Here is a 23,822-nt window from a genome sequence, read left to right on the forward strand (position 1 = left end):
CGCGCACGCCCGTTCGGGTCTTTCCCAGAATCGTCGGCCTACTGATAGGAGATGAAGTCGGGCACGGGCACGACCGTCGCCATCGTCTGCTCCGGCGTGAGCATCGGCGCGTCTTCGTCGTAGAAGTTCTTCCAGCCCCAGGCGACACCGGCCGGGGCGCCTTCGTGCAGGGCGTTCCAGGTGTTCTGCTTGTCGGGCTGCGCGCCCTGGCCGTCGACGTGGAGGAGGAATTCGAGCTCCGGATGCGACAGGTCGAGCGAGGCGCGGTCGCCGATCATCGAGGATCGGAACTGGTGCAGCACCAGCATCTTCGGCGGCAGGGAGCGGGCGTTCACCAGGTCGGCGAGCCAGTCGGCGACCGCGTTCACCTCGGCGGCAGGCACGCTGCCGATCTGCTCGAGCGGAACCTGGTCGGCGCCGAGCCGCCACTCCGGGTCGAGCGCCAGACCCACGTTGGGGTGCTCGAGCAACGACCGGTAGAGCTTCGCCTGGGTGAGGAAGTCGGTGCGGCCGGGCTGCAGGTCGAGCACCACCGACATCCCGGCGGCCTCCGCGGCGATGACGTAGGGCTCGAGGGTAGCGACGTCGCGTTCGTTCGAGTAGTCGCCGTCGGCGCCGGCGTCGCCGGCTGCGACCGTGGCGATGATCTCGAGGGTCGGGATGACCGGCACGTCGGACAGGTGGTCGTAGGGCGCAGCCACCTGTTCCGCGCGCGCGATGGTGCCGGCGACGTCTTGCTCGCCGAGCACGCCGAGCACCGCCGCGCCGGGCGTTCCGTAGAGCGCCACGAAGCGGTGGCTGCCGAACAGGCGCAGGCCGCCGCCCGGGAGTTGCGCCGCCGTGCGGGCGACGCGCACCGACCAGTCCGGGGCGGGCTGCCCGGCGAAGCCGTGACCGACGAGCAGCACGTTCCCGGCCGCGGTGCCGCTGTCGTGTACGCGATCGATGATCGCCGGGTCGTCGAGGAGATCGGCGGGAGGGTCGGAGATCACCTGGATGCCGGCGCGGGCGGCCCGGATCGTCGCGACCGCCGCGACCGAGCGGGGGTCGTCGTCGACCAGAGCGAGGGTGGTGCGGAGGGCGGCCGCGCGTGCGGGCGGCGGACCGACGGGGGACGTGCCCCGGTCTTCCCCGGCGTGGGGGTCGCGCTCGGCCCCGGTCGGCAGGGCGGCCACGACGGAGACCGGGTCGCCGCCGCCGGTGTCCACCGCGTCGGCGCCCCGGTCGGCATCGGGCCCCTCGGGTCGAGGAGTGTCGGTGCTCGCGCCGCTGCGTGACTCCGTGCCCGGGGCGACTGACGCGTCCAGGCGCAGCCCGGTCGCCGACTCGACGGACTCCACCGTGGCTTCCGCGGTGACCACCGTCAGGTCGTCGGGCGGCGAATAGCGGGTGTCGCCGACGAGGAGCGCGCGCGTCGTGCGGAGCCGGGTGAGCTCGGCAGCGAGCCCGCGTGAGGCGGCGCTCGCCGCGGGAGCGGATGCCGGCTCCGGCGAGGCAACGGCGGACTCGTCGGAGAGCAGCAACGGCACACCGAGGGACACGCTCGCCGCAGCCGCGAGGAGCTGGGCCCGCGGGTCCTCGGCCGGGGCGATCACGACGAGCGGCGACTCCTCGAACAGGGCAGCGCTCGCCGAGAGCGCGAGGGCGGCGGCATCCGCATCGCCGAGAACGGTCGTGGCGGCAGCGGGAACCGACGTGCGCACGGTTCCGGGCGGCGCATCCTGAGGGCCCCCACCGACGCATGACGAGACGAGCAGCGCTGTCACCGCCACGACCGCCGCACCGGCGGCACGCGTCGCGCCGAGCGATCCGCCGCGAGTGCGGCGGGCCGTTGCTGTCTCACGTCGTCTGCCGAATAGCACCGCCGTCCATGCTACGCGGGCACTCCGGCACCGCCGGGCGTGGAGCCGGCGCGCAGCTCTCGCGGCGACGGCAGGTCGTGGCCGGCGAGCGCCCGGCGCATGTCGGCGGCGTTGCGGAATCCGCACTGGTGCGCGATCTGGTCGATCGAGAGCGCGGCGAAGGCGGGGTCGCCGAGGAGCGACACCGCCAGCGCGGCCCGGTGCCGGCGGATCTCGCGCTGCGGCGTCGAGCCGGCGGCGGCGAACACGCGTTGCAGCTGGCGCGCCGAGACGTTCAGGGCACGGGCGAGCGATTCGGTGCCGAGCCCTTGGTCGGTGCGGTGCCCGGCGATGTGCTCGGCAGCTCGATCGAACAGACCGACCCAATGCGCCTCGGCCGGCACCGTGCCCTGTGCGTCGATCAGCACCGCCACGATCATCTCACGCAGCAGCCGCTCGAGCGCCGGCATCGAGGGGCGCTCGCCGGCGCTCGTTCCCTCGGTCACGTCGAGGAGGAACCTCACGGTCGCGCGCAGCACGACCGTGCCCGCCAGGTGTCGGTTGCTGCACGGCGTGCCGGTGAGCGCTTCGATCGGCGCGCGCGGAGCCGAGACCACCAGCAGGCGCCCACCGCTCGGGGTCGCTGCGGCCGCGGAGAAGCTGCCGGGCCCCACGAGCACGATCGCTTCACCGGGACGCGCCCCGAGATCGGCGAACCCGGCACGGTCGCCGGAGTGCAGCAGCACCGGCACGTCGATCGGGAGCACGAGACTGATCGGCTCCCCGGTGGCGGGCGGGCTCGACCGCACCGGGCCGCCGTGCACCGGCAGGGTCAGACACGCGAATCCTGCGGCGCCGGGAAGCACCTGCGGCCCCGGACCCCCGGGTGTCGCCTCGACCGGATCGGTGCCGCGACTCATACCTCGAATCTAGGAACCGCGGGTGCGTCGGTGCGGGCCTTCCGGCCACGGAAAAGGGTGGCCGATCCGTCGCACACCACGCTGGCGATGCTGTCGCGGTCGACGGGCAGGAGGCGGGCGATCACGGTTCCGCCGTCCGGCGCCCGGTCGAGCTGTTCGGCCATCCACTCGACCACCTTCTCCAGGTCGGCCGCCGCCACAGGCTCTCCCACGGCGTCGTCGAGCAGCATCACGTCGATCCCGCGCCGCCGCGCCGACATCGCCGCCGCCGTCAGGGGCTCGGCGGAGAGGCGCCCCCCGCGGTACCGGTCGCGCAGCATGCCTTCCAGCGCGGCGCACTCGGCGGCCTCCGCGGAGCTGAGGGTGGCGCCCGGACCGTCGAGTTCTTCGAGGCGGACGAGCAGAGGGCCGAGCTGCGCTTCGAGCTCCCGGGCGCCGTCGCGCAACTCGAAACGTGTGGCCGATTCGTACGCCTCGTGCCGCACGATCTGCAACGACTCGGCCTGCAGGTTGCGGGTCTTCACCCGCAACAGCGCGATCGCCACGGCGAAGGCGCCGCCGATCGCCACGATGCCGATCGGCCGGGCGATCGAGACCGCGAGATCGGTGCTCGCGTAGAGCCCACCGGTGGCACCGACCGCGGTAATGATCGTGAGGACGCCCAGCCCGGCGAGGGCCGGGAACACCCGTCCCCGCAGGGCGAGAGCGAAAAGCACGAGTGTGCAACCGGTGAGATACCAGGAATCCCGGTAGCCGATCGATCCGGGTGCGCCCAGCAGGAGCATGAGCGCCGCGGTGGCCGACACGATCGCGACCGTCGCGGTGGTGCGGCTCATCGAGGGGCGACGGATGCTCCGCCAGCCCAGAGCGAGCACCGCCAGCCAGACGCCGGCCAGGGTGAGCAGGGAGAGCGCGGGGGTGACCGAGTGGTGGGCTGCGGTGACCGCCGGTGCGACCTGCACCAGCAGGAAGAGGACGGTCCCGACCCGCGCCCCGGCGAGGAACGAGCGGTGGTTCGCCTCCCACCACGCAAGATCGTGGTGTTCCTGCGCCGGTTCCCGTTCGTTCTCGCGCGCGGAGGCGACATCGCCGCGCCATTCCAGCGCCACGAGGGTTCCTGCGCCCGGTCGCGACACCACGCGGGCCGTACCGCCGGGCAGGGCCTCCAGCCGGGCCAGGATGCTCGCCGAGATCCCCATCCGGTCGCCTCGCAATGCTTCCGTGTCGAATCCCCGGCCGTCGTCGGCGATCGTCAGGCGGAGCCAGTGCTCGTCGGCATCTGTCGTGAGGGTGACGGTGCGCGACGCACCGGGTCCGGCGTGGCCGACGCTGTTCACGAGCGCCTGCCGCAACGCGCCGAGCAGGGTCGACGCGGCATCCGGGTCGATGAAGGCGGCGGCCTCGGCGGCCGGGGCGCTGTCCGGAAGCCAGCAGAAGGTCGCGGCGCTGTCGGCTTCTGCCGTGATGCGAGCCGCCGCGGCGGCGAATTCACGGGCCGCGGAGGTGCTGCCGGCGGTGCGGCCCTCGGCGAGATCGCCGAGAAGTGCGCGCACGCGGCCCGCACGGCGCGAGACGACCCGGTTCAGCGCGGGTGAGTTCTGTGCGGCGAACGCCAGCGTCGACAGGATCTCGTCGTGCACGAGTGCCTGCGTGCGCGCCATCGCGGTGCGGCGTGCGCTCTCGTGGGCCCGTCGGGCGGTCGCGGCAGACGTCGCCGCGACCGAGGCGTCGAGCTGTCGGCTTGCGGTCAGCACCGCAGAGCACATCAACAGCATCAGCATCGCGGTGATGACGGTGTGGTGGTCGTTCACGATCGAGGTGGGCGTGATGTCGTGGAGGGCCAGCCGGCAGCCGAACAGCAGCAGAGTGACGGCGCCCAGCGTGAGCCAGGCGCCGACCTGGCCCCAGGCGGCCACGGCGGCGATCGTGGCGAGGCCGGTGACCGAGAGCATCCAGGGCAGATGTCCGCCGGGAGCATGCGCCGGGAAGAAGCTCAGCGCGGGCCAGAGCGCGGCGAGCAGCAGGGCGTGCGACACCGCGGTGGCGCCGTTGAGTCGACGGAGTGCCCGAGTGCGGCTCAGCGGGGCGAGCACGCCGACGAGAATCGGGAAGGCGCACACGATGACGACAGCGCCCTCGTACCACGGGGGCAGCCGCACGACGTCGCTCTGGCGCACCAGCAGCAGATCGGCCACGACGGAGAGGATCGACACGACACCGGCTCCGATCGAGAGCAACCGGATGGCCCGCAGCTCGGAGTCGAGGAGTGCCCTGTGCGGAGGAGACGTCACGCGCTCGTCGGCAGCGGGAGGAATCCGTCTTCCAAGCCGCGCCGGTAGAGATCGACCTTGCTGTTGGCCGGCCGGCCGAGTCGGCGATAGACGGTGCGGATGCGGCGGATGTGGTCGTCGACCGTGTTCTCGCTGATCCCGAGCTCGACGGCCACCGATTTCGCACCGAGGCCGGAGGCGTAGAGGGCGAGCACCTCGCGTTCGCGGGCGGTGAGCGGGGCGGTGCGCAGGTCGGGGTCGGAATCGACCGCGGCCGCCCATTCGGTGGTGATGACGGGCTCTCCGGCGGCCGCGCGTGCGATGGCGTCGAGGATGCTCGCGGCCGGCGCCGATTTGCGCACGATGCCGAGCGAGGCGGAGCGCGACACCTCGCGGATGAGGAAGGGGTTCTCGCCCGAGGTCAGCGCGAGCACACCCGCGCCCCACTCCCGCAGGGTGTGCACGTTGTCGGAAGGACGCGAGCCGTCACGGAGGTTGAGATCGAGCACCACCAGATCGGCCGTCGTGGTGCTCCGCAGGAGATTCGGCACGGTGTCGGCGGAGCCCGCGTACTCCAGATCGGAGCGCGTCGCGATCAGCGCGGAGAGGGCGAGGGAGACCACCTCGTGGTCGTCGACGATCGCGACGCGTCGGGCCATGCTCACCTCCTGGAGGGATCAGGGTACCCCGCCCGGGCCCGCCCGACGAACCGTGCCGGAAACCACCGTGGGCGTCCGCGCCACCGCCTCTCGGCAGTGGCACGGACGCCCACAGTGGTGCGTGCGGCTCCGGATCAGCCGAGCGGGCCGTACGCCGCCGGTGTGGTGCGTGCGTGCGTGGCCTGCTCGAAGGAGTAGGTCAGACCGATCAGCGTGCCCTCGGCGTAGTCGTGACCCAGGAACTCCAGGTTCACGCCCGCTCCCGCGGTGGTGCCGTCGGCCTCGATCGACTGTCCCATCGGAACGGTCACCGCGGGCATCCCGGTGTTCGGGCTGAGCCGCAGGTTGGTGCTCTGCGTGCCGTAGGGGTTCGCCGAGGGGTAGACCAGCGCATCCAGGTCCTGCTCGTCCATCATCGAGGTGACGAGGGCGTTGCCGGTGGCGATGGCCGTGGTGTGGCTTCCCGTCGGTCCGGCCCAGGCCTGGTAGGTCTCCTCGGTGATCTTGTCGCGCGAGCTGTAGGTGCCCTGCCGCGACGGCACGTACTTACCGGAGTCGAGGATGCCCTGGAGCGACCGGGCGGTGACATCCGGGTCGAGGTGCGCCGCGATGTAGCCGTTCAGGTCGTGCTTGAACTCGTTGGTGCTGCCGCTGGGCTCACCGAGCACCTTCGAGAAATCGGCGGGCGGGGTGACCTCCACCACGGTCGCGCCCTGCGCCTCGAGGGTGGCCTTCGCGTCGTTCCACAGCCGCACGGTGGTCGGGTTCGAACCGATCATCGACGCGACGTAGCCGATCCGCGCGCCCTGCAGGGCTGTCGGGTCGAGGTAGGAGGTGTAGGAGTCGGGCACCTTGCCTTCCTGCTCCGCGGTGATCGGGTCGTTGGGGTCGACTCCCACGACCGCGTCGAGGGCCACGGCCGCATCCGTCACGCTGCGGGCGAGCGGGCCGCCGGTGTCCTGACTGAGCGCGAGCGGGATGATGCCGTCACGGCTGGTCAGGCCGACCGTGGGGCGGATGCCGACGAGCTGGTTGTACGACGAGGGAACGCGGATCGACCCACCCGTGTCGGTGCCGAAGCCGATGCCGGCCAGGTTCGCCGAGATCGCCGCGCCGGTTCCTCCGCTCGAACCTCCTGCGGTCTTCGTGGTGTCGTAGGGGCTCGCCACCAGGGTGCTGGTGCCCGCGGGCTGGAAGGCCGAGAACTCCGAGACGAAGCCGAAGGCGAACTCGTCGAGGCTGGCCTTGGCCAGGATGACGGCGCCCTCGTCGCGGAGTCCCGTGATCATGGCCGCGTCGGTCGTGGTCTGGTTGTCGTCCCAGCATCCGCATCCGCCGGTGGTCGGCATGTCGGCGGTGTCGTAGTTGTCCTTCACCGCGATCGGCACGCCGAGCAGCGGGCTCGTCATGCCGTCCGCGGCGCGCTCGGCGTCGGCGTCGGCCGCCGCCTGCAGCGCGACGTCGCTCGTGGTGATGATCGAGTTGAGGGCGCGTGCGCCGTCGCCCGGGGCCACCACCGTGCGGTCGTAGGCCGCGATGCGGTCGAGGTAGTCCTGTGTGATGGCCACCGAGGTGGTGACGCCGGCGTTCATCGCGGCCTGCATGTCGATGGCCGACGCCTCGATCAGGTCGAACGGGCCGTCGTCGTAGATCATCCGCTCCGAGACCGCGGCGAGGTCGGCCACGGTGAGGACACCGTCGGCGTCCACATCGGCCGTCGCCACGCTCGCCCAGTCGGGCGACGAGGTCGTGGCGCCGAGGTGGTCGCCGACGACGGCGAGGTCGTCTTTCGTGACCTGCTGATCGCCCGTGAGGTCGAGGGCCGTGTAGTACGGCGCCAGGAAGGCGGCGGTGGTCGCGGGTACCGGGTCGGCGTTGGCCGGTGCGGCGGCGAGGGCGCCGGCGGCGACGGTCGCCAGAATGCCCACCGCGGCTGCGGCGGTGGTGCGGGTGCGGGTGCGTCGGGTCACGATCGTCCTCTGCGGGCTGGTGGGGCGCTGGTCGGGCTGGTGCGCGCTGGTTCGTCGGATGCTCATCGGGAACCCGCCGTCCGGCGACGGAGGAGCACGAGCACGCCGGCGGCGACGGCCGCGGCTGCGACGATGAGCAGCGCACCGATGCCGAAGCCGGTGGCGGCGAGCGATCCGCTGCCCGATCCGGCCGTGGTGGTCGAGGCGGGGTCGGTGTTGCCGCCCGGGGTGGTCGTCGCGGTGGGCGACGGCGTGGGCGTGGGCGTCTCGCTCGCGAGCGGCGCGATGGTCACGGCCGCGGTCGCGGCATCCGTGAGCGTCGTGGTCTCGCCGGCCGGGTCGACCAGGGTGACGGATGCGGCGTTGAGCGCGGCCGATCCGCTTCCGCTGGCCAGTGCGGTCAGCTGCAGCGACGCGGCGACGTCGCCGCCGAGGCTGGGTGAGGTGCCGAGGCGGGAGTGCACGAGCGTGACGCTGCCCGCCGACTCCTTCACCGTGTCGTAGCCGCCGGCCGGGGCCGTCGCGCTGTCGGCGACGTAGCTGAACAGGGCGGGGTCGTAGCTGAGGGTGACCTCGTAGGCGTAGACGTCGGCGGCGCCGACGAGGCCGATGCCGACGTCGACGGTGTCGCCCACCGTGACCGAGGGGGTCGCGGTCAGTGCCACCGATGCGGTGGTCGGGGCGGCGAGGGCAGGGCTCGCGCCGAGCAGGGACAGGCCGAGGGCGACGGCGCCGGTCAGCACCGCTGTTCGCAATCGCCGCCGGTGCGGGGTGTGGTCGTGCAGGGGCACGCGGTCCTTCTTTCTCATCGGTTTCACACCTCGCGCCGGCGCGTGTTCAGGCGCGCCGAAGGAGCCCCGGTGGTCGGGTCGCTGATCCGGAACAGGGCGGCCGAAGGAGAAGGCGGGCGCCGCACAGCGACCTGAGAGGCGATGCGAGATGTGGCTCAGGTAGGCTCACGCTAGCGGGCAGAAGACACCCGAACGGTTTCCGCTGTGTTTCTCCGGCGTTACAGAAATCGCGAAATCGGACCGATTGTTCTCACTCCACTCGTGAAATCGCCGATTTCGCTCCCCAAAGGGGGGTATCGGGCCGGAGGAGTGCCCTGCTGCACCAGAACGGCCGATTGCGGGCCGGGGTGTCCGGCCCGCAATCGCCCGCTCGGGGTCAGCTGATCTTGCGACGGTAGATCACGATGGCGAACCCGTAGGCCACCACGAGGATGCCGACGAGCCAGGCCAGCGCGATCCCGATGTCGCTGCCCACCGGCTGCTCGGCGAAGAGTGCCCGGATGGTGTTCACGATCGACGTCACGGGCTGGTTCTCGGCGAACCAGGCCACCGGCCCCGGCATCGAGTCGGTGGGCACGAAGGCAGAACTGATGAAGGGCAGGAAGATGAGCGGATAGCTGAACGCACTCGCGCCGTCGACCGACTTCGCCGAGAGCCCGGCGATCACGGCGATCCATGTCAGCGCGAGGGTGAACAGGATGAGTATGCCGGCCACGGCGAGCCAGGCGCCGAGGGAGGCGCCGGTGCGGAACCCCAGGATCAGCGCGACACCGGTGACGATGGTGATCGACACGATGTTCGCCACCAGCGAGGTGAGCACGTGCGCCCAGAGCACACTCGACCGCGCGATCGGCATCGACTGGAAGCGTTCGAAGATGCCGCCCTGCAAATCGAGGAACAGCCGATAAGAGGTGTAGGCCACGCCCGACGCGATCGTGATGAGCAGGATGCCCGGGAGCATGTAGTTCACGTACGACTCGTCGGATCCCGTCTGGATCGCGCCGCCCAAGACGTAGACGAACAGCAGCATCAGCGCCACCGGGGTGACCGCGGTGGTGATGATGGTGTCGGGGCTGCGCAGGATGTGCCGGAGCGATCGGCCGGTCAGGACGCCGGTGTCGCCGAGGACGTGGGTGGTCATGTCAGGTGTCCTTTCGTGAGGAGTCGCCCACGAGGGCGAGGAAGACGTCTTCGAGGGAGGGCTGCTTCTCCACGTACTCGACCGTGGCCGGCGGGAGCAGCTGCTTGAGTTCGCTGAGGGTGCCGTTCTGGATGATGGTGCCCTCGTGCAGGATGGCGATGCGGTCGGCGAGCTGCTCGGCCTCGTCGAGGTACTGCGTCGTGAGGAGCACCGTGGTGCCCTGCCCGGCGAGCTGCTTGACGGTCTGCCACACCTCGATGCGCGCTTGCGGGTCGAGCCCCGTGGTGGGCTCGTCGAGGAAGACGACCGGCGGGTCGCCGATCAGGCTCATCGCGATGTCGAGCCGGCGGCGCATGCCGCCCGAGTAGGTGGCGGCCTTGCGCTTGCCCGCGTCGGTCAGCGAGAAGCGGGCGAGCAGTTCGTCGGCGATCGCGCCCGGGTTCGGCAGGTGCCTCAGCCGCGCCACCAGGATCAGATTCTCCCGGCCGGTCAGCACCTCGTCGACGGCGGCGAACTGCCCGGTGAGGCTGATCGACTCGCGCACCTCGGCGGTCTTCGCGGCCACGTCGTGGCCGTTCACCGTGGCGGTGCCGGCATCCGCTTTCAGCAGGGTCGACAGGATGCGCACCAGCGTGGTCTTGCCGGCCCCGTTCGAGCCCAGCAGGGCGAAGATGGTGCCCGCGGCGACGTCGAAGTCCACGCCCCGCAGCACCTGCACCTCTTTGAACGACTTGGTGACGCCCTGCACCCGGATGGCGGGTTCGGTGGTCATTTCTCCTCCTTTCCTTCCGCGTGCTCGATGGCCTGCGTGAAGCGGGCACGCTCCTTGTCGATCCACTGCTTGCTCGTATACGCCTGGGCGAACGACTCGGCGAACTCGACGGGGTCGTCGCCGACGATGTCGCGCAACGGCGTCTCGTCGACGGCCGCTCGCTCCCAGAGGTCGGCCAGGTCGGTGAACATCACGACGAGGCTGTCGCCGTCGGTGATGCCCCCGGAGTACATCAGGTACCGATGCATCGCTTTCGCCGAAGCCCGGTACGGCTCCGGAAGGGCATCGATGCGCTTCTTGTCCTTCTTGTACTGCTTCTTCTGTTCGAGTGAACCCGTGAGGGTCTCGATCCACTTCGCGGCCATGATCAGTTCTCTCTTTCGTCGTGCGGTTGTTCGGTGGTTGTGGTGGTGTGCAGCTTCCCGATCCGTTCCGCCAGGAACTCCCAGCTCCTCCAGAACTCGTCGAGGTACTCGCCGCCCGAGGCGTTCAGCGAATAGACCTTGCGGGGTGGCCCCTTCTCCGACGGAACCTTCACGACGTCGACGTAACCGCGCTGCTCGATGCGCACCAGGAGGGCGTAGACGGTGCCCTCGACGATGTCGGCGAAGCCCTGCTCCCGAAGTCGTGCGGTGATCTCGTAGCCGTATGCCGGCTGCACGGCGAGGATCGCGAGAACGATCCCCTCGAGCGTGCCCTTGAGCATCTCGGTCATCTGCTTGGCCATGCTGGTCCTCCTTTCGCTACTCAGTGATGCTGACTACCACTAGATAGTAACGCCGACTACCGGTATATAGCAACACTGAATAGCAAGAGATTCTGTTGCGATGAGCCGATGTCGGTGGCGGATGCGAAGATGACGATCTCTGACGGAGGGCTTTGCGTTTGCTTCCGGAGATGTTTGGGTTGGTGATGGGTCGCAGTCCGTGACCCGCAGACGATAGGGCGCCGCGATGATCGAGTTCCGTTCGGTGACGAAGCAGTTCCCTGACGGCACGGTCGCGGTCGAGGGCTTCGATCTGGTCATCCCGCCGCGCAAGACCACGGTTCTCGTCGGCTCGTCCGGCTGCGGCAAGACGACACTGCTGCGCATGATCAACCGGATGATCGACCCGACCTCCGGGAGCATCCTGATCGACGGCGAAGACACCGGCGGGCTGGCGCCGGTGAAGCTGCGCCGCCGCATCGGCTACGTGATGCAGAACTCGGGCCTGCTGCCGCACCGCAAGGTCGTCGACAACGTCGCCACCGTGCCGGTGCTGAACGGCGTGCCGAAGAAGGAGGCGCGGGCGCACGCGCTCGAGCTGCTCGACACGGTGGGCCTCGACCGCTCGCTCGCCGACAAGTACCCTCGTCAGCTCTCCGGCGGTCAGCAGCAGCGGGTGGGTGTGGCACGCGGGCTCGCGGCCGATCCGAACATCCTGTTGATGGACGAGCCGTTCGGCGCGGTCGACCCGATCGTGCGGGCCGAGTTGCAGCAGGAGACGATCCGGCTGCAGGAGGGTCTCGGCAAGACGGTCGTGTTCGTCACGCACGACATCGACGAGGCGTTCCTGCTCGGCCACCAGGTGGTCATCCTGCAGAAGGGCGGGCACATCGCCCAGGTCGGCACGCCGGCCGAGATCCTCGCCCGTCCCGCCGACGACTTCGTGGCCACCTTCATCGGTGCCGACAAGGGCAAGCGGGTGCTGCGCATCCAGAACGTCGACGGCCGCGACGTGGTGGTCGACGAGAACGGCACGCCGACCGGAGTGCTCCAGTCGTGAAGTGGCTCGCGTCGAACTACGGGCTCGTCTGGGAGCTGATGCAGGCGCACATCGCGCTGTGCATCCCACCCATCCTGATCGGCTTCTTGATCTCCATCCCGATCGGCTGGGTGGCGAACCGCTACAAGCTCTCGCGCGGGGTCATCCTGCTGGTCCTCGGCCTGCTCTACACGATCCCGTCGCTGCCGCTGTTCATCTTCATGCCGCTGGTTCTCGGCACGCCTCAGCTCTCGTCGCTCAACGTCGTCGTGGCACTCACCATCTACGCCGTGGCACTCATGGTGCGTTCGGCGGCGGACGGGTTGTCGTCGGTCGACAAAGACATTCTGCAGGCCGCGTCGGCGATGGGCTACTCCGGCTGGCAACGGTTTTGGCGGGTGGAGCTGCCGCTCTCGGGTCCCGTTCTGCTCGCGGGCCTGCGCGTGGTCTCCGCGAGCACCGTGAGCCTCGCCACGATCGGCTCGGTGATCGGTGTCACGAGCCTCGGCTACCTCTTCATCAACGGGCTGCAGCGGAGCATCCCGGGCGAGGTCATCACCGGGATCGTGGCCACCCTGCTCATCGCCGTGGTGTTCGACCTCGTGCTCGTGCTGATCGGCCGCCTGCTGCTGCCGTGGATCCGGCAAGATCGCACGAGCGCCAGAGCGGCGCGCCGTCGCGCCGTTCTGATCGCGGAGGGCGCCCGGTGAATCTCTTCGTCGAAGGCTTCGCGTGGATCTTCGATCCCGCCAACTACTCGGGTGGTCAGGGCTGGATCGTGCGGCTGCTCGAGCAGCTCGCGTACACCTTCGGGGCCACCGCCATCGCGCTCCTCATCGCGGTGCCGCTCGGCTATCTGGTGGGTCACACGGGTCGCGGGCGGGATCTCGCCGTGTCGTTCTCGGGCGGTTTCCGGGCGCTGCCGAGCCTCGGAGTGCTGATCCTGCTGGGCCTTGGCCTCGGCATCGGTTTCAAGGCGCCGTTGCTCACGTTCGTGATCATCGCCATCCCGCCGATTCTCGCGGGCGCTTATGCGGGCTTCGAGGCTGTCGACCGCAAGACCATCGACGCGGCACGTGCGGTGGGGATGACCGAGTGGCAGGTGGTGACTCGCGTCGAGATCCCGCTCGGCCTGCCGCTGCTCATCGGCGGGATCCGCTCGTCGCTCCTGCAAGTGGTGGCTACCGCGACCCTCGCCGCCTACGTCTCCGGAGGCGCGCTCGGCGTGTTCATCTTCGACGCCTTCGCCACGCGCAATTACCCCGAGGCGCTCGGCGCCTCGATCCTCGTCACGGCGCTGGCTCTGGTGCTGGAGGGAATCTTCGCCTTGCTGCAGAAGTTGGTCGTACCACGTGGCGTCGTCGCCAAAGAACTGAAAGACGTCCGCCAGCGGTCATCCCGTCCGCTGGCGGCGGCGGGAGTCCCCGCCCAAGAAGGGAAATGATCACATGTTCACAGCAATCAAGAAAGGCCGGCTCGTCAGTGGGCTAGTCGCGGTCAGTGCGGTGGTGGCACTGGCAGGGTGTGCGTCAAGCGATCCGCTCGACACCACGTCGACGTCGGGCTCGAGCGACGCCGCCTCCGGACCGATCGTGATCGGGTCGCAGGCCTACTACTCCAACGAGATCATCGCCGAGATCTATGCTCAGGCGCTCGAAGCCAATGACATCGAGGTGACGCGCCAGTTCAACATCGGTCAGCGCGACGCCTACCTGCCGGCGCTCGAGAGCGGCGAAGTGCAGCTCTTCCCGGAGTACACCGGCAACCTGCTGCAGTACTACGAGCCCGACACCACGGCCAAGACCAGCGACGACGTCTACGCGGCCCTCGCCGGCGCGCTGCCCGAGGGCCTCGAGGTTCTCGACCAGTCGCCCGCCACCGACCAGGACTCCTACAACGTCACCAAGGAGTTCTCCGAGGCCAACGGCGTGACCAGCCTGGCCGACCTGTCGAAGGTCACCACCCCGCTCACCCTGGGCGGCAACTCCGAGCTGCAGACCCGCCCCTACGGCCCCGACGGGCTGAAGAGCACCTACGACGTCACCGTCGGCTTCACGCCGATCGAGGACTCGGGCGGACCGCTCACCATCCAGGCGCTCAAAGACAACACGGTGCAGCTGGTGAACATCTACAGCGCCGACCCGAACATCAAGACCTCGGGTCTCGTGACGCTGGCCGACCCGAAGGGCCTCTTCCTGGCCTCGAACGTCGTGCCGCTGATCAACACCGACGCGGCGACCCCGGAGGTCACCGAGGTGATCAACAAGGTCAGCGCGGCACTCACCGCGGAAGACCTGGTCGACCTCAACTCACAGAGCGTCAACGACCAGGAGTCGGCCGACACGATCGCGAAGAACTGGCTGGACAAAGTGAACTTGTTCTAGACACGTTCGCGCTTCAGGGAGCCCCGTCGCCCTCCACCTCGGTGGGGGAGGGCGGGGCTTCTTGCATGTGGCGGGACTCGGCCCGATTGATCAGCTTCTTGGCCACGAAGACCAGCGCGACGAACAGGGCGATGATGGCGACGAAGGCGTAACCGGCCCAGTGCAGGTCGCGGGAGAGCTCGCGGTAGGAGCCGGCCGCGAAGGCGCCGACCGAGACGTAGGCGAAGGCCCAGAGGATGCAGGCCGGCACCGTCCAGGTCATGAAGCGGCGGTAGCGCATCGGGCTCATGCCGACCGTGAGCGGGATGAGCGAGTGCAGCACCGGGATGAACCGCGACAGGAACACGGCGATGCCGCCGCGCTTGGCGAGATACGTCTCGGCGCGCACCCAGTTCTTCTCGCCGATCCGTCGCCCCAGCCGGCTGGCGCGCAGTTTCGGCCCGAACCAGCGGCCGATCGCGAACCCGATGCTCTCGCCGCAGAGCGCGCCGACGATCACCACTGCCACGAGGGAGATGTATTCAAGTGGACCGTCGACGGCGGTCGAGGCCACCAGCACCACCGTGTCGCCGGGCACCACGAGGCCGATCAGGATACTCGTCTCGAGCAGGATCGCGACTCCCGCCAATAGGGTCCGGACCAGGGGATCTACCGACTGCACGGTATCCAGCAGCCAGGACAGCACCTCGTTCATCGCTGTATTCCACAGGGCATGCCAGCAACCCTAGCGGGTCTTCCGGAGGATTCCCCGATGGGTTTGGATGCTTGTATACAAGCAGGCTAGGATCGGTGCTGACGCAAGGAGTTCCTCGTGAACGAATTACTCGACCCGCTCTTGCTCTCCCGCTGGCAATTCGGGTTGACGACGATCTACCACTTCCTGTTCGTGCCCCTCACGATCGGACTGGCCACCACGACCGCGATCTTCCAGACGGCCTGGGTGCGCACCGGCAAGGCTCATTACCTCCAACTCACCCGCTTCTTCGGCAAGATCTTCTTGATCAACTTCGCCATGGGTGTGGTGACGGGCATCGTGCAGGAGTTCCAGTTCGGCATGAACTGGAGCGACTACTCGCGCTTCGTGGGCGACGTGTTCGGTGCGCCGCTCGCACTCGAGGGCCTGCTGGCGTTCTTCCTCGAGGCGACGTTCATCGGGTTGTGGATCTTCGGCTGGGACAAACTGCCCAAGAAGCTGCACCTCGCCACCATCTGGGTCACGGCGCTGGGCAGCATCCTCTCGGCGTACTTCATCATCGCCGCGAACGCGTTCATGCAGAACCCGGTCGGCTACGACATCAACGAGGCCAAGGGCCGGGCCGAACTCACCGACATCGGGGCGCTGCTCACGAACAAGGTGGCGGTGGCGGCCTTCCCGCACACGATCTTCGCCTGCTTTATGGTGACGGCGGGCCTCATCATCGCGGCCGCCGCCTGGCACCTCTACCGCAACCAGCACCTCGAGACCATGCGTCCCGCGCTGAAGTTCGGGCTCTGGATGATGGTGATCGCCGGCGCGCTGACGGTGCTGTCAGGAGACCAACTGGGTCTAGCCATGGTCGAGACGCAGCCGATGAAGATGGCAGCGGCCGAAGCGCTCTATCGAACGTCCACCGGCGCCGACGCATCCTTCTCGATCTTCACTCTCGGCACGCCCGACGGTGTGCACGAATTGTTCTCGATCCGGGTGCCGTATCTCCTCTCCTTCCTGTCGACGCACACCTTCGACGGAACGGTCGAGGGCATCAACGACCTGCAGGCGCAGTACGTGCAGCTCTACGGCCCGGGCGACTACACGCCCACCATCTGGGTCACCTACTGGGCCTTCCGCTGGATGATCGGCCTCGGCATGCTGCACGTGCTGATCGCGCTCGTGGGTCTGTGGCTGACCCGCAAGGGCCGGTCGCCCCGCTGGCGCTGGCTCTGGCGAGTGGCCATCTGGGCCTTCCCGCTCTCGCTCGGCGCCATGATCGTGGGCTGGATCTTCACCGAGATGGGCCGGCAGCCGTGGATCGTGTTCAGCCTGCTGAAGACCTCGGATGCGGTGTCGCCCGGCATCACGGGCCTCGACGTGCTGATCTCGCTGATCGCGTTCACCGCGATCTACGGCACCCTCGCCGTGGTCGAGTTCAAGCTCATCAAGAAGGCCATTCAGAAGGGGCCGGATGACGCGCCGGAACCCGATCCCGAGTCGGGCGACGTCCGGCACGAGGCCACGGTCTACTAGGGAGACATGATGGACCTGACAATCCTGTGGTTCTGTATCGTCGGCTTCTTGTTCGTCGGCTACTTCGTGCTCGACGGCTTCGACTTCGGCGTCGGGATGTCGCTGCCCTTCCTCGGCCGTGACGACACCGACCGCCGCGTGCTCATCAACACCATCGGCCCCGTCTGGGACCTCAACGAGACCTGGGTGATCGTGGCGGGGGCGTCGTTGTTCGCTGCCTTCCCGGAGTGGTACGCCACGCTGTTCAGCGGCTTCTACCTGCCGCTGCTGCTCATCCTGCTCGCTCTGATCCTCCGCGGTGTCTCCTTCGAGTACCGGCACCAACGGCCGGAGGCGGCGTGGAAGCGGCGGTTCGACCGGATGATCGTGATCGGCTCCGCCGTGCCCGCCCTGCTCTGGGGGGTCGCCTTCGCCAACATCGTGCGCGGTGTGCCGCTCGACGAGGGCCACAACTACATCGGCACCTTCTTCGACCTCCTCAACCCCTACGCCCTCCTCGGCGGACTGACCACGCTGCTGCTGTTCTTCACCCACGGCGTCGTGTTCGTGTCGCTGAAGACCGACGGCGACATCCGGGCCCGCGCACGCAGGCTCGCGACCCGCGCCGGTGTGGTCACCATCGTGGTCGCCGCCGCGTTCCTGCTCTGGACCTCGCTCGCCTACGGCACCCTCGCATCCGTCCTCCTCTCCGCGGTCGCGGCGGTGACCCTCATCGGTGCCGTGCTCGCGAACGCGCGGGGCCGTGAAGGTCTCTCGTTCGGGCTCATGGCGGCCACCATCGGGGTCGCGGTGCTGAGCCTGTTCTTCGCCCTGTTCCCCGACGTGATGCCGGCCTCCAACGACCTCGCCAACAGCCTCACCATCACCAACGCCTCGTCGTCGGAGTACACCCTCACGATCATGACGTGGGTCGCGCTGATCTTCCTGCCGCTCATCCTGGCCTACCAGGCGTTCACCTATTGGATCTTCCGCAAGCGGGTGAGCCGAGCGCAGATCCCGGTCGAGGCTCCGGTCGGTGGCGCGGAGGAGGCACACTAGAGTCGTGCGCCCCGTCGATCCGCGACTCCTGAAGTACGCCTCCGCGGCGCGCGTGTTCTTCGCCGTCGGCGGGGTGCTCGCCCTGCTGCAGACGGCGGTCGTGGTCGCGTTCTCGCTGCTCGTGACGCAGCTGATCGTGCAGGCGATCGCGGGTGCGTCGGTCGCGGCGCTCGCCCCCCTCCTCGCGGGGCTGGCCGGCGTCGTCGTGCTGCGCTTCGTGCTGTCGTGGGGCTCGGAGGTGAACTCGGCTCGGGGGGCAGCGGTCGTGAAGAGCGAACTCCGCGGGCGGGTGCTGGATGCGGTGACGCGGCTCGGCCCCGCCTGGCTCGGTGCGCGCAACTCGACCTCGGTCGGGGTGACCGTGGGCCCGGGGCTGGATGCGCTCGACACCTACTTCGCGAAGTACCTGCCTCAGCTGGTGCTCACCGCGATCGCGACTCCCGTTCTGGTGCTCGTGATCTGGTCGCAGGACTGGATCTCCGGGCTCACCGTCGCGGTCACGCTGCCGCTCATCCCGGTGTTCATGATCCTGATCGGCTGGGCCACGCAATCGGTGCAGTCGAAGCAGTGGGAGAAGCTCGGGCGGCTCTCCACCGCGTTTCTCGACGTGGTCGGCGGTCTGGCGACGCTGAAGATCTTCGGTCGGCAGCACCGGCAGGCGGCACGCATCCGCTCGGTCACCGACGACTACCGCTCGCAGACCATGAAGGTGCTGCGGGTGTCCTTCCTCTCCGGTTTCGCCCTGGAGCTCGCGGCGAGCCTGTCGGTGGCGCTGGTGGCCGTGTCGATCGGGGTGCGCCTGATCGACGGCTCGCTCGGGCTGTCGGTGGGGCTGTTCGTGCTGCTGCTGGCTCCCGAGGCGTTCCTGCCGGTGCGCAACGTGGGAGCGCAGTTCCACGCCGCGGCCGACGGCGTCGCGGCGGCCGACGACGTCTTCGCCATCCTCGACGCGGGTGACGCGTCTGCTCCCGCGGTCGGTTCCTCCGTCCCGTTCAGCCCCAGCCCTCCCACATCGGCGGGCGGGGTCGAAGTGCGGGGCCTGGGCGTCCGGTACGGGGAGAGCGTGGCCTTCGCGGCCCTGGATGCGCGGTTCCCGGCGGGCGAGGTGACCGCTGTCACCGGCGCATCCGGGAGCGGCAAGTCGTCGCTCGTGGCGGCGCTGCTCGGCTACGTGCCGGCATCGGGGGAGATCCTCGTCGACGGGAGAGCTGCGAACGCCGACCCGGTGCCGAGGCCGTGGCTGTCGTGGGCGGGTCAAGGTGCGGTGCTGCTGCCCGGCACCGTCGCCGAGAACGTCGCGCTCGGCGACCCCGCGCCCGACGAGTACCTTGCACGGGATGCGCTCGATGTGGTGGGCGGGGAGTCCATCGCCCTGGCGACCGCCGTCGATCCGCGCGGTGGCGGGCTCTCCGGCGGCCAGGCGCAACGCGTCGCAGCAGCCCGCGCCGTCTATCGCGCGCGACGTTTCGACTGCGCGGTCGTGGTGTTCGACGAACCCACCTCAGCGCTCGACGAGTCGACCGAGGCCGCGGTCATCCAGGCCCTTCGATCGCTCGCCGACGAGGGACGCGCGGTCGTCGTGGTCAGTCACCGCCCGGCGGTCATCGCCGCGGCCGACCACGAGGTCCTGCTCGACGCCTCGCGACCCGGGACGCACGTGTCGGTGTCTGCGCCCGCGTCCCGCCCCGTGTCGTCTCCGCCGGCGTCGGAGCCCGCGAGCGCGGCGACGGTGGCGGAGCCGACGGTCGACGGCGTCGGCGAGCAGCCCGGACATCCGGCGGTGCGCTCGTGAAGCGTGGGGAGGTCATCCGGCTCGCCCAACCGCGGCTGCGACGGTTCGTGCCCGGGGTCGTGCTCGGGCTGATCAGCGCCCTCTGCGCCGTCGGTCTGCTCGCAACGAGCGCCTACCTCATCACCAAGGCCGCCGAGCAGCCGCCCATCCTCTACCTCTCCGCCGCGATGGTGGCGGTGCGGGCGTTCGCGCTCGGACGCGCGGCGTTCCGCTACGTCGAGCGACTGGCCAGCCACGACGCCGCCTTCGCCACGATGCCCGAACTGCGCGTCGGCGTCTACGAGCGGCTCGTGCCCGTGAGCCCCGACGGGCTCGGCCGCAGCCGGCGCGGCGACCTCCTCACCCGGCTCGTGTCCGACGTCGATGAGCAGCAGAACTTCCCCCTGCGGGTGGTGCAGCCGCTCGTGGTCTCCGGGTTGACGGCGGTCGCGATCGTGATCGTGGTGTGGCTCCTCCTCCCGGCCGCGGGGCTCGTTCTGCTCATCGGCCTGGTGCTCGCCGCGCTGCTCGGAACGGCCGTGAACTCCTGGGTCTCGGGCCGGGCCGAACGTGCGCTCGCCGGTCTCCGCGGCCGCTACCAGGCCGACCTGGCCGACTACCTCGGCTCGCTCGACACCCTCGTCGCCTACGGAGCGGCCCCCACGGCCCGTGCCTCGCTCGCCGAGACGGATGCGCGACTCACCTCGGCGCTCGTGCGTCGCTCCGCGGGGGCGGGCGCCACCACGGCGCTCGTCTCGTTGATCGCCGGGGCCGTGACGGTCGTGGTGCTGTTGCTCGGCATCCCATCGCTCGGGCAGGGCGGATTCGAGGGGCCGGCGCTCGCCGTGATCGCGCTCGTGCCGATGGCGGCGTTCGAGGTGTTCGGCATGATCCCGCTGGCCTGGGGCGCCTGGCGGCAGGTGTCGGCGAGTGCCGAACGCATCGCATCCGTCGTTCCCGATGCCGTGCCGGAGGGGGTGCCCGTCGATCCTGCAGAGGTGGTGTCGGCTCGCCGCGAGGTGCCGCCAGGCCCGGTGACCGTGCGCTTGCGTGACGTCTCGGCCCGGTGGCCCGGGTCGTCGACGGATGCCCTCGCCGGCGCATCCGTCGACCTCGCGCCCGGCGACCGGGTGCTGGTTCGCGGGCCGAGCGGTTCGGGCAAGACGACCCTCGCGCACGTGCTCGTGCGGTTCCTCGACTTCCGGGGCGAGTTCTCCGTGAACGGCGTGGACGTGCGCGAGCTGCCGCAAGACGAGGTGCGCCGCGTGATCGGGCTCTGCGAGCAGAGGCCCTACCTCTTCGACGACGACATCCGGCAGAACCTGCTCTTCGCCCGTGACACGGCCACCGACGACGAGCTGCTCGACGTGCTCGAGCGGGTGGGGCTCGGCGACTGGGTGCGGTCGCGCGGCGGGCTCACCGCGCGGGTGGGGGAGCGGGGCGCGCTCGTCTCGGGCGGACAGGCGCAGCGCCTGGCGCTGGCGCGGGCCTTGCTGGCCGGGTTCCCGGTGCTCGTGCTCGACGAGCCCACCGCGAACGTCGACCCCGACCACGCCGACGCGCTCGTCGCCGACCTGCTCGCAGCGGCGGCCGACTCCGCGCGCGCCGTCGTGCTCATCTCGCACACCCCCGTGCCCGCGCACCTCGTCACGCGCACCCTCACCCTCGGGTAACCCCTTCGCCGCGGCCGGGTAGCCCGAATGGGGAACCTTGCTCGGCTTCTCGCCCAATTCGCGCTACCCGGCGAACGCACCGGGTGTCACAGGGGGCGGGAGAGGGCGTCGAGGCGCTTGCGCCACGTGGCCGCGCGCGAGGGCCGCACCTCGAGCACGGGGCCGTCGATCCAGACCTCGACCACGGTGATGCCGTGCAATGCGCTCACGATCCAGAGTTCGCAGCCCTCGAGATCGGCGGGACGCGCCCGCTCCTCCACGACGCGGGTGCCGGTGGCGGTGGCGATCAGGCGGATGCTCCGAGCGGTCACGCTCGGCACCCGGGCGAGGTCGCTCGCCGGCGCCACGAGCGTCTCGCCGCGCCACCAGAGCAGCGCCGAGCTCGATCCGTCGACGACGTATCCGTCATGCAGCAGCGCCACCTCGTCGGCGCCGTTCTCCTGCGCGGTCGCGCGGAGGGCGAGAAGGCGCTCGAGGTCGGGTCCCTTCACGCGGGGCACGCGCCGCGGGTCGGGGCCCTCGTACGTGCTGAGCACCGCGGTCTCTCGCAAGCGTGGCGCCGCGCGCACGCGCAGCCGCAGTTCGTAGTCGGGCGTCGCGGCCGCCGCTCCCACGCCCGAGGTGTCGCCAGGGCGATCGGATGCCCCCCGTGATCGTGATGTGTCGCCGTCGGGCAGCCGTCCGCCGCTCGTCGTCGGTACCGCGCCGCTGATGCCCGCGATCCGTGCCAGTTCCACCCGGGGGAAGAGCGCCCCCGTACGGATTGCCCTCAACCGAGCGATCGCCGCCCCCCAGAACGCCTCGGCGTCGCCCGCTGCGACCCCGCCCGCCGACTCGTCGACGCTCGCCAGGAACCGCTCGCGATGCGCGTCGATCGCTCGAGCGCGCCCGGAGTCGGAGACGTACCAGGAGTCGGCCACCAGCAGTTCGTCATGCGGCCGCAGGGCCTGTTCGACCAAGGCGCCGCCGGCCCAGACGAACGTCGCAGGAGCCTCCAGCACGGTCGGTCCTCCTTCGTCGCGCCACGATCTGCGCCACGTCCTACGCTAGTGCAATGCCCCTGACGCTCCTGCGGCGAAGGCTGGACGTCGAGCTCGACCCGGCCGTCGCGTTCCGCGCGCTCCACGGCGGCGCTCCGAACGCGTTCTGGCTCGACAGCGGGGTACATGCCGGTAGCGGCATGAGTTATCTCGGTGCCTCTGACGACGTGCGGCGCTGGCGGTCCTGGGCCGACGTCGTGGCGGGCCTCGGCGAGGTGGGTGCCGGCGCGAGCGACGGAGCCGACCCCGCGATCGACGATGCCGCTGCCGCTCTCTCCGGCCCCGCGGCAGGCGGCACGGATGCGCGGGGCGAGCCCGCCTTCCGCCTCGGCTGGGTGGGCTGGCTGGCCTACGAGCTCGGCACCCTCGACGAGGAGCGGGCGGGTCGCGTGCCGCACCCCGCGCATCCGGTGGCCGTCTTCCTGCGGGTCGACCGGGCCGTGGAGTTCGACCATGCCACGGGCGCCGTCACCCTCCTCGCGCTCGCGGCTCCGGATGCCGAGGCCTGGTTCGCCGAGACCGCCGCAGCCCTCGAGGCGGCCGCGGAGATCGCGCTCGCCGACGCTGCCGGAGCCGCTACCCCGGCGGGCGCCGCCACCCCCGTCGATGCCACGACCGCGAGCGCCCCCGACGCCGCCAGGCCCGCCACCGCCCCCGACGCCGCAATCGAGGCCACCGCCCCCGTCGCATCCGCCCCTCTCCGCGTCGCCACGGTGCGTCACGACTACGACGCCTACGCGCATCTCGTCGAGGAGTGCAAACGCGTCATCGAGCGCGGCGACGCCTACCAGCTGTGCCTCACGAACGAGTTCGGCCTCGACTACGCGCCCGGCAGCGAGCCCGACCCGCTCGAGACCTACCTGCGCCTCCGAGCCGCGAGCCCCAGTCATCACGGCGGCTATCTCCGTGCCGGCGACACGACCCTTCTCAGCACCTCGCCCGAGCAGTTCCTCGCCGTCACGCCCGAGCGCCGCGTCATCACCCGTCCGATCAAAGGCACGCGTCCGCGCGGCGCCGGTCCGGTCGAAGACGCCCTGCTGCGCGCCGAACTCGCTGCGAGCGAGAAGGAGCGCGCTGAGAACCTGATGATCGTCGATCTGATGCGCAACGACCTCTCCCGTGTCTGCGCCGTCGGCACCGTGCGAGTGACGTCGCTGCTCGAGGTGGAGAGCTACCGGCAAGTGCATCAACTGGTCAGCACGGTGGAGGGCACGCTCGCCGAGGGCGTGACCGGGCCGGATGCCGTCGCCGCCTGCTTCCCGGCCGGCTCGATGACCGGCGCTCCCAAGCGCAGCGCCATGATGCACCTGGCGGCCCTCGAGGGCGCCCCGCGCGGCATCTACTCGGGCGCCTTCGGCTACCTCTCGTTCGACGGGTCGATCGACCTGGCCATGGTGATCCGCAGCATCGTGCTCACGCCCGGTCGCGCATCCGTCGGCTCCGGAGGGGGCATCACCGCGCTCTCGGACGCCGCGGACGAGGTGGAGGAGACCCGTGTGAAGGCGGCGGCACTGCTCGCGGTGCTCGGGGCGAAGGCTCCGGAACCGCGCTCACGCCGGGAAGACGACAACCTTTAGTACTGT

The 23,822-nt window shown here is 70.1% G+C and carries 21 protein-coding genes; 9 read left to right on the top strand and 12 right to left on the bottom strand.

All coding sequences use genetic code 11. From position 1 onward, the window contains the following. Positions 1-38 precede the first annotated feature (38 nt). The 10 genes from BLW00_RS18245 to BLW00_RS18290 form a co-directional block, all read right to left on the bottom strand. Positions 39-1,862 carry a hypothetical protein gene (locus BLW00_RS18245; protein WP_139256790.1) on the bottom strand — a complete coding sequence of 608 codons (1,824 nt, stop codon included), beginning with the start codon at positions 1,860-1,862 and terminating at the stop codon, positions 39-41. A gap of 11 nt (positions 1,863-1,873) precedes the next feature. Further along, positions 1,874-2,761: an AraC family transcriptional regulator gene (locus BLW00_RS18250; RefSeq protein ID WP_092556854.1), complete on the bottom strand. Its 888-nt coding sequence runs from the start codon at positions 2,759-2,761 to the stop codon at positions 1,874-1,876. Next, positions 2,758-5,052 (bottom strand): sensor histidine kinase, encoded by a 2,295-nt coding sequence (locus BLW00_RS18255; RefSeq protein WP_092556856.1) that lies wholly within the window; start codon positions 5,050-5,052, stop codon positions 2,758-2,760. Before BLW00_RS18255 ends, BLW00_RS18250 begins: the two co-directional genes overlap by 4 nt. Further along, positions 5,049-5,690 carry a response regulator transcription factor gene (locus BLW00_RS18260; protein ID WP_092556858.1) on the bottom strand — a complete coding sequence of 214 codons (642 nt, stop codon included), beginning with the start codon at positions 5,688-5,690 and terminating at the stop codon, positions 5,049-5,051. Before BLW00_RS18260 ends, BLW00_RS18255 begins: the two co-directional genes overlap by 4 nt. Before the next feature lie 134 nt (positions 5,691-5,824). Beyond that, positions 5,825-7,726, bottom strand: coding sequence for an amidase family protein (locus tag BLW00_RS18265; RefSeq protein ID WP_092556860.1), 1,902 nt, complete (start codon positions 7,724-7,726; stop codon positions 5,825-5,827). After that, positions 7,723-8,469: a cohesin domain-containing protein gene (locus BLW00_RS18270; RefSeq protein ID WP_139256791.1), complete on the bottom strand. Its 747-nt coding sequence runs from the start codon at positions 8,467-8,469 to the stop codon at positions 7,723-7,725. The genes BLW00_RS18265 and BLW00_RS18270 overlap by 4 nt, the downstream gene beginning before the upstream one ends. A 358-nt stretch (positions 8,470-8,827) precedes the next feature. Beyond that, complete coding sequence (locus BLW00_RS18275; RefSeq protein ID WP_092556864.1) at positions 8,828-9,592, bottom strand: ABC transporter permease; 765 nt, start codon at positions 9,590-9,592, stop codon at positions 8,828-8,830. A gap of 1 nt (position 9,593) precedes the next feature. Then, the gene (locus tag BLW00_RS18280; RefSeq protein WP_092556866.1) at positions 9,594-10,364 is read right to left on the bottom strand and encodes an ABC transporter ATP-binding protein; all 771 of its coding nucleotides are present in this window, start codon (positions 10,362-10,364) and stop codon (positions 9,594-9,596) included. Continuing rightward, on the bottom strand, positions 10,361-10,729 hold the full coding sequence (locus BLW00_RS18285) for a DUF1048 domain-containing protein (protein ID WP_092556868.1): 369 nt from the start codon (positions 10,727-10,729) through the stop codon (positions 10,361-10,363). The genes BLW00_RS18280 and BLW00_RS18285 overlap by 4 nt, the downstream gene beginning before the upstream one ends. A 2-nt stretch (positions 10,730-10,731) precedes the next feature. Further along, complete coding sequence (locus tag BLW00_RS18290) at positions 10,732-11,091, bottom strand: PadR family transcriptional regulator (protein ID WP_092556870.1); 360 nt, start codon at positions 11,089-11,091, stop codon at positions 10,732-10,734. 226 nt (positions 11,092-11,317) lie between these two features. Here BLW00_RS18290 and BLW00_RS18295 point away from each other — a divergent pair, with 226 nt between their 5' ends. From BLW00_RS18295 to BLW00_RS18310, 4 genes are read left to right on the top strand one after another with little or no spacing between them, the layout of a single operon-like run. Beyond that, the gene (locus BLW00_RS18295; RefSeq protein ID WP_092556872.1) at positions 11,318-12,130 is read left to right on the top strand and encodes an ABC transporter ATP-binding protein; all 813 of its coding nucleotides are present in this window, start codon (positions 11,318-11,320) and stop codon (positions 12,128-12,130) included. Beyond that, a complete protein-coding gene (locus tag BLW00_RS18300; protein ID WP_092556874.1) occupies positions 12,127-12,819 on the top strand; it encodes an ABC transporter permease in 693 nt (230 codons plus the stop codon). Before BLW00_RS18295 ends, BLW00_RS18300 begins: the two co-directional genes overlap by 4 nt. Continuing rightward, positions 12,816-13,553: an ABC transporter permease gene (locus tag BLW00_RS18305; protein WP_092556876.1), complete on the top strand. Its 738-nt coding sequence runs from the start codon at positions 12,816-12,818 to the stop codon at positions 13,551-13,553. Before BLW00_RS18300 ends, BLW00_RS18305 begins: the two co-directional genes overlap by 4 nt. Positions 13,554-13,557: 4 nt before the next feature. Further along, positions 13,558-14,493, top strand: coding sequence for an ABC transporter substrate-binding protein (locus BLW00_RS18310; RefSeq protein ID WP_092556878.1), 936 nt, complete (start codon positions 13,558-13,560; stop codon positions 14,491-14,493). 13 nt (positions 14,494-14,506) lie between these two features. On the opposite strand, the gene BLW00_RS18315 is transcribed toward BLW00_RS18310, so the two are convergent. After that, on the bottom strand, positions 14,507-15,187 hold the full coding sequence (locus BLW00_RS18315; protein WP_092556880.1) for a DedA family protein: 681 nt from the start codon (positions 15,185-15,187) through the stop codon (positions 14,507-14,509). Between the two features lie 117 nt (positions 15,188-15,304). Between BLW00_RS18315 and BLW00_RS18320 the strand changes: the two genes are divergently transcribed. The 4 genes from BLW00_RS18320 to cydC are packed head-to-tail and all read left to right on the top strand — an operon-like array spanning position 15,305 to position 21,199. After that, positions 15,305-16,717: a cytochrome ubiquinol oxidase subunit I gene (locus tag BLW00_RS18320; RefSeq protein WP_092556882.1), complete on the top strand. Its 1,413-nt coding sequence runs from the start codon at positions 15,305-15,307 to the stop codon at positions 16,715-16,717. A 9-nt stretch (positions 16,718-16,726) separates the two neighbouring features. Next, positions 16,727-17,755: a cytochrome d ubiquinol oxidase subunit II gene (cydB, locus tag BLW00_RS18325; RefSeq protein WP_092556884.1), complete on the top strand. Its 1,029-nt coding sequence runs from the start codon at positions 16,727-16,729 to the stop codon at positions 17,753-17,755. A gap of 4 nt (positions 17,756-17,759) precedes the next feature. Next, entirely contained in the window at positions 17,760-19,547 is a 1,788-nt protein-coding gene (gene cydD, locus BLW00_RS18330; protein ID WP_092556886.1) for a thiol reductant ABC exporter subunit CydD, read from the top strand. Further along, a complete protein-coding gene (gene cydC / locus BLW00_RS18335) occupies positions 19,544-21,199 on the top strand; it encodes a thiol reductant ABC exporter subunit CydC (RefSeq protein ID WP_092556888.1) in 1,656 nt (551 codons plus the stop codon). Before cydD ends, cydC begins: the two co-directional genes overlap by 4 nt. Before the next feature lie 86 nt (positions 21,200-21,285). Here the strand turns inward: cydC and BLW00_RS18340 are convergent, their stop codons facing one another. Beyond that, on the bottom strand, positions 21,286-22,200 hold the full coding sequence (locus BLW00_RS18340) for an aminotransferase class IV (protein WP_092556890.1): 915 nt from the start codon (positions 22,198-22,200) through the stop codon (positions 21,286-21,288). Positions 22,201-22,253: 53 nt separating this feature from the next. Between BLW00_RS18340 and BLW00_RS18345 the strand changes: the two genes are divergently transcribed. After that, on the top strand, positions 22,254-23,816 hold the full coding sequence (locus BLW00_RS18345) for an anthranilate synthase component I family protein (RefSeq protein WP_092556892.1): 1,563 nt from the start codon (positions 22,254-22,256) through the stop codon (positions 23,814-23,816). Positions 23,817-23,822 lie beyond the last annotated feature (6 nt).

Origin of the sequence: Herbiconiux ginsengi (assembly GCF_900107435.1) — a bacterium.
Classification (GTDB): Bacteria; Actinomycetota; Actinomycetes; order Actinomycetales; family Microbacteriaceae; genus Herbiconiux; species Herbiconiux ginsengi.

Coding starts and splice junctions, on each gene's coding strand:
- BLW00_RS18250 (WP_092556854.1), bottom strand. CDS start 2,761: ATGAGTCGCGGCACCGATCCGGTCGAGGCGACACCCGGGGGTCCGGGG.
- BLW00_RS18260 (WP_092556858.1), bottom strand. CDS start 5,690: ATGGCCCGACGCGTCGCGATCGTCGACGACCACGAGGTGGTCTCCCTC.
- BLW00_RS18265 (WP_092556860.1), bottom strand. CDS start 7,726: ATGAGCATCCGACGAACCAGCGCGCACCAGCCCGACCAGCGCCCCACC.
- BLW00_RS18270 (WP_139256791.1), bottom strand. CDS start 8,469: ATGAGAAAGAAGGACCGCGTGCCCCTGCACGACCACACCCCGCACCGG.
- BLW00_RS18275 (WP_092556864.1), bottom strand. CDS start 9,592: ATGACCACCCACGTCCTCGGCGACACCGGCGTCCTGACCGGCCGATCG.
- BLW00_RS18280 (WP_092556866.1), bottom strand. CDS start 10,364: ATGACCACCGAACCCGCCATCCGGGTGCAGGGCGTCACCAAGTCGTTC.
- BLW00_RS18285 (WP_092556868.1), bottom strand. CDS start 10,729: ATGGCCGCGAAGTGGATCGAGACCCTCACGGGTTCACTCGAACAGAAG.
- BLW00_RS18290 (WP_092556870.1), bottom strand. CDS start 11,091: ATGGCCAAGCAGATGACCGAGATGCTCAAGGGCACGCTCGAGGGGATC.
- BLW00_RS18295 (WP_092556872.1), top strand. CDS start 11,318: ATGATCGAGTTCCGTTCGGTGACGAAGCAGTTCCCTGACGGCACGGTC.
- BLW00_RS18310 (WP_092556878.1), top strand. CDS start 13,558: ATGTTCACAGCAATCAAGAAAGGCCGGCTCGTCAGTGGGCTAGTCGCG.
- BLW00_RS18315 (WP_092556880.1), bottom strand. CDS start 15,187: ATGAACGAGGTGCTGTCCTGGCTGCTGGATACCGTGCAGTCGGTAGAT.
- cydB (WP_092556884.1), top strand. CDS start 16,727: ATGGACCTGACAATCCTGTGGTTCTGTATCGTCGGCTTCTTGTTCGTC.
- BLW00_RS18345 (WP_092556892.1), top strand. CDS start 22,254: ATGCCCCTGACGCTCCTGCGGCGAAGGCTGGACGTCGAGCTCGACCCG.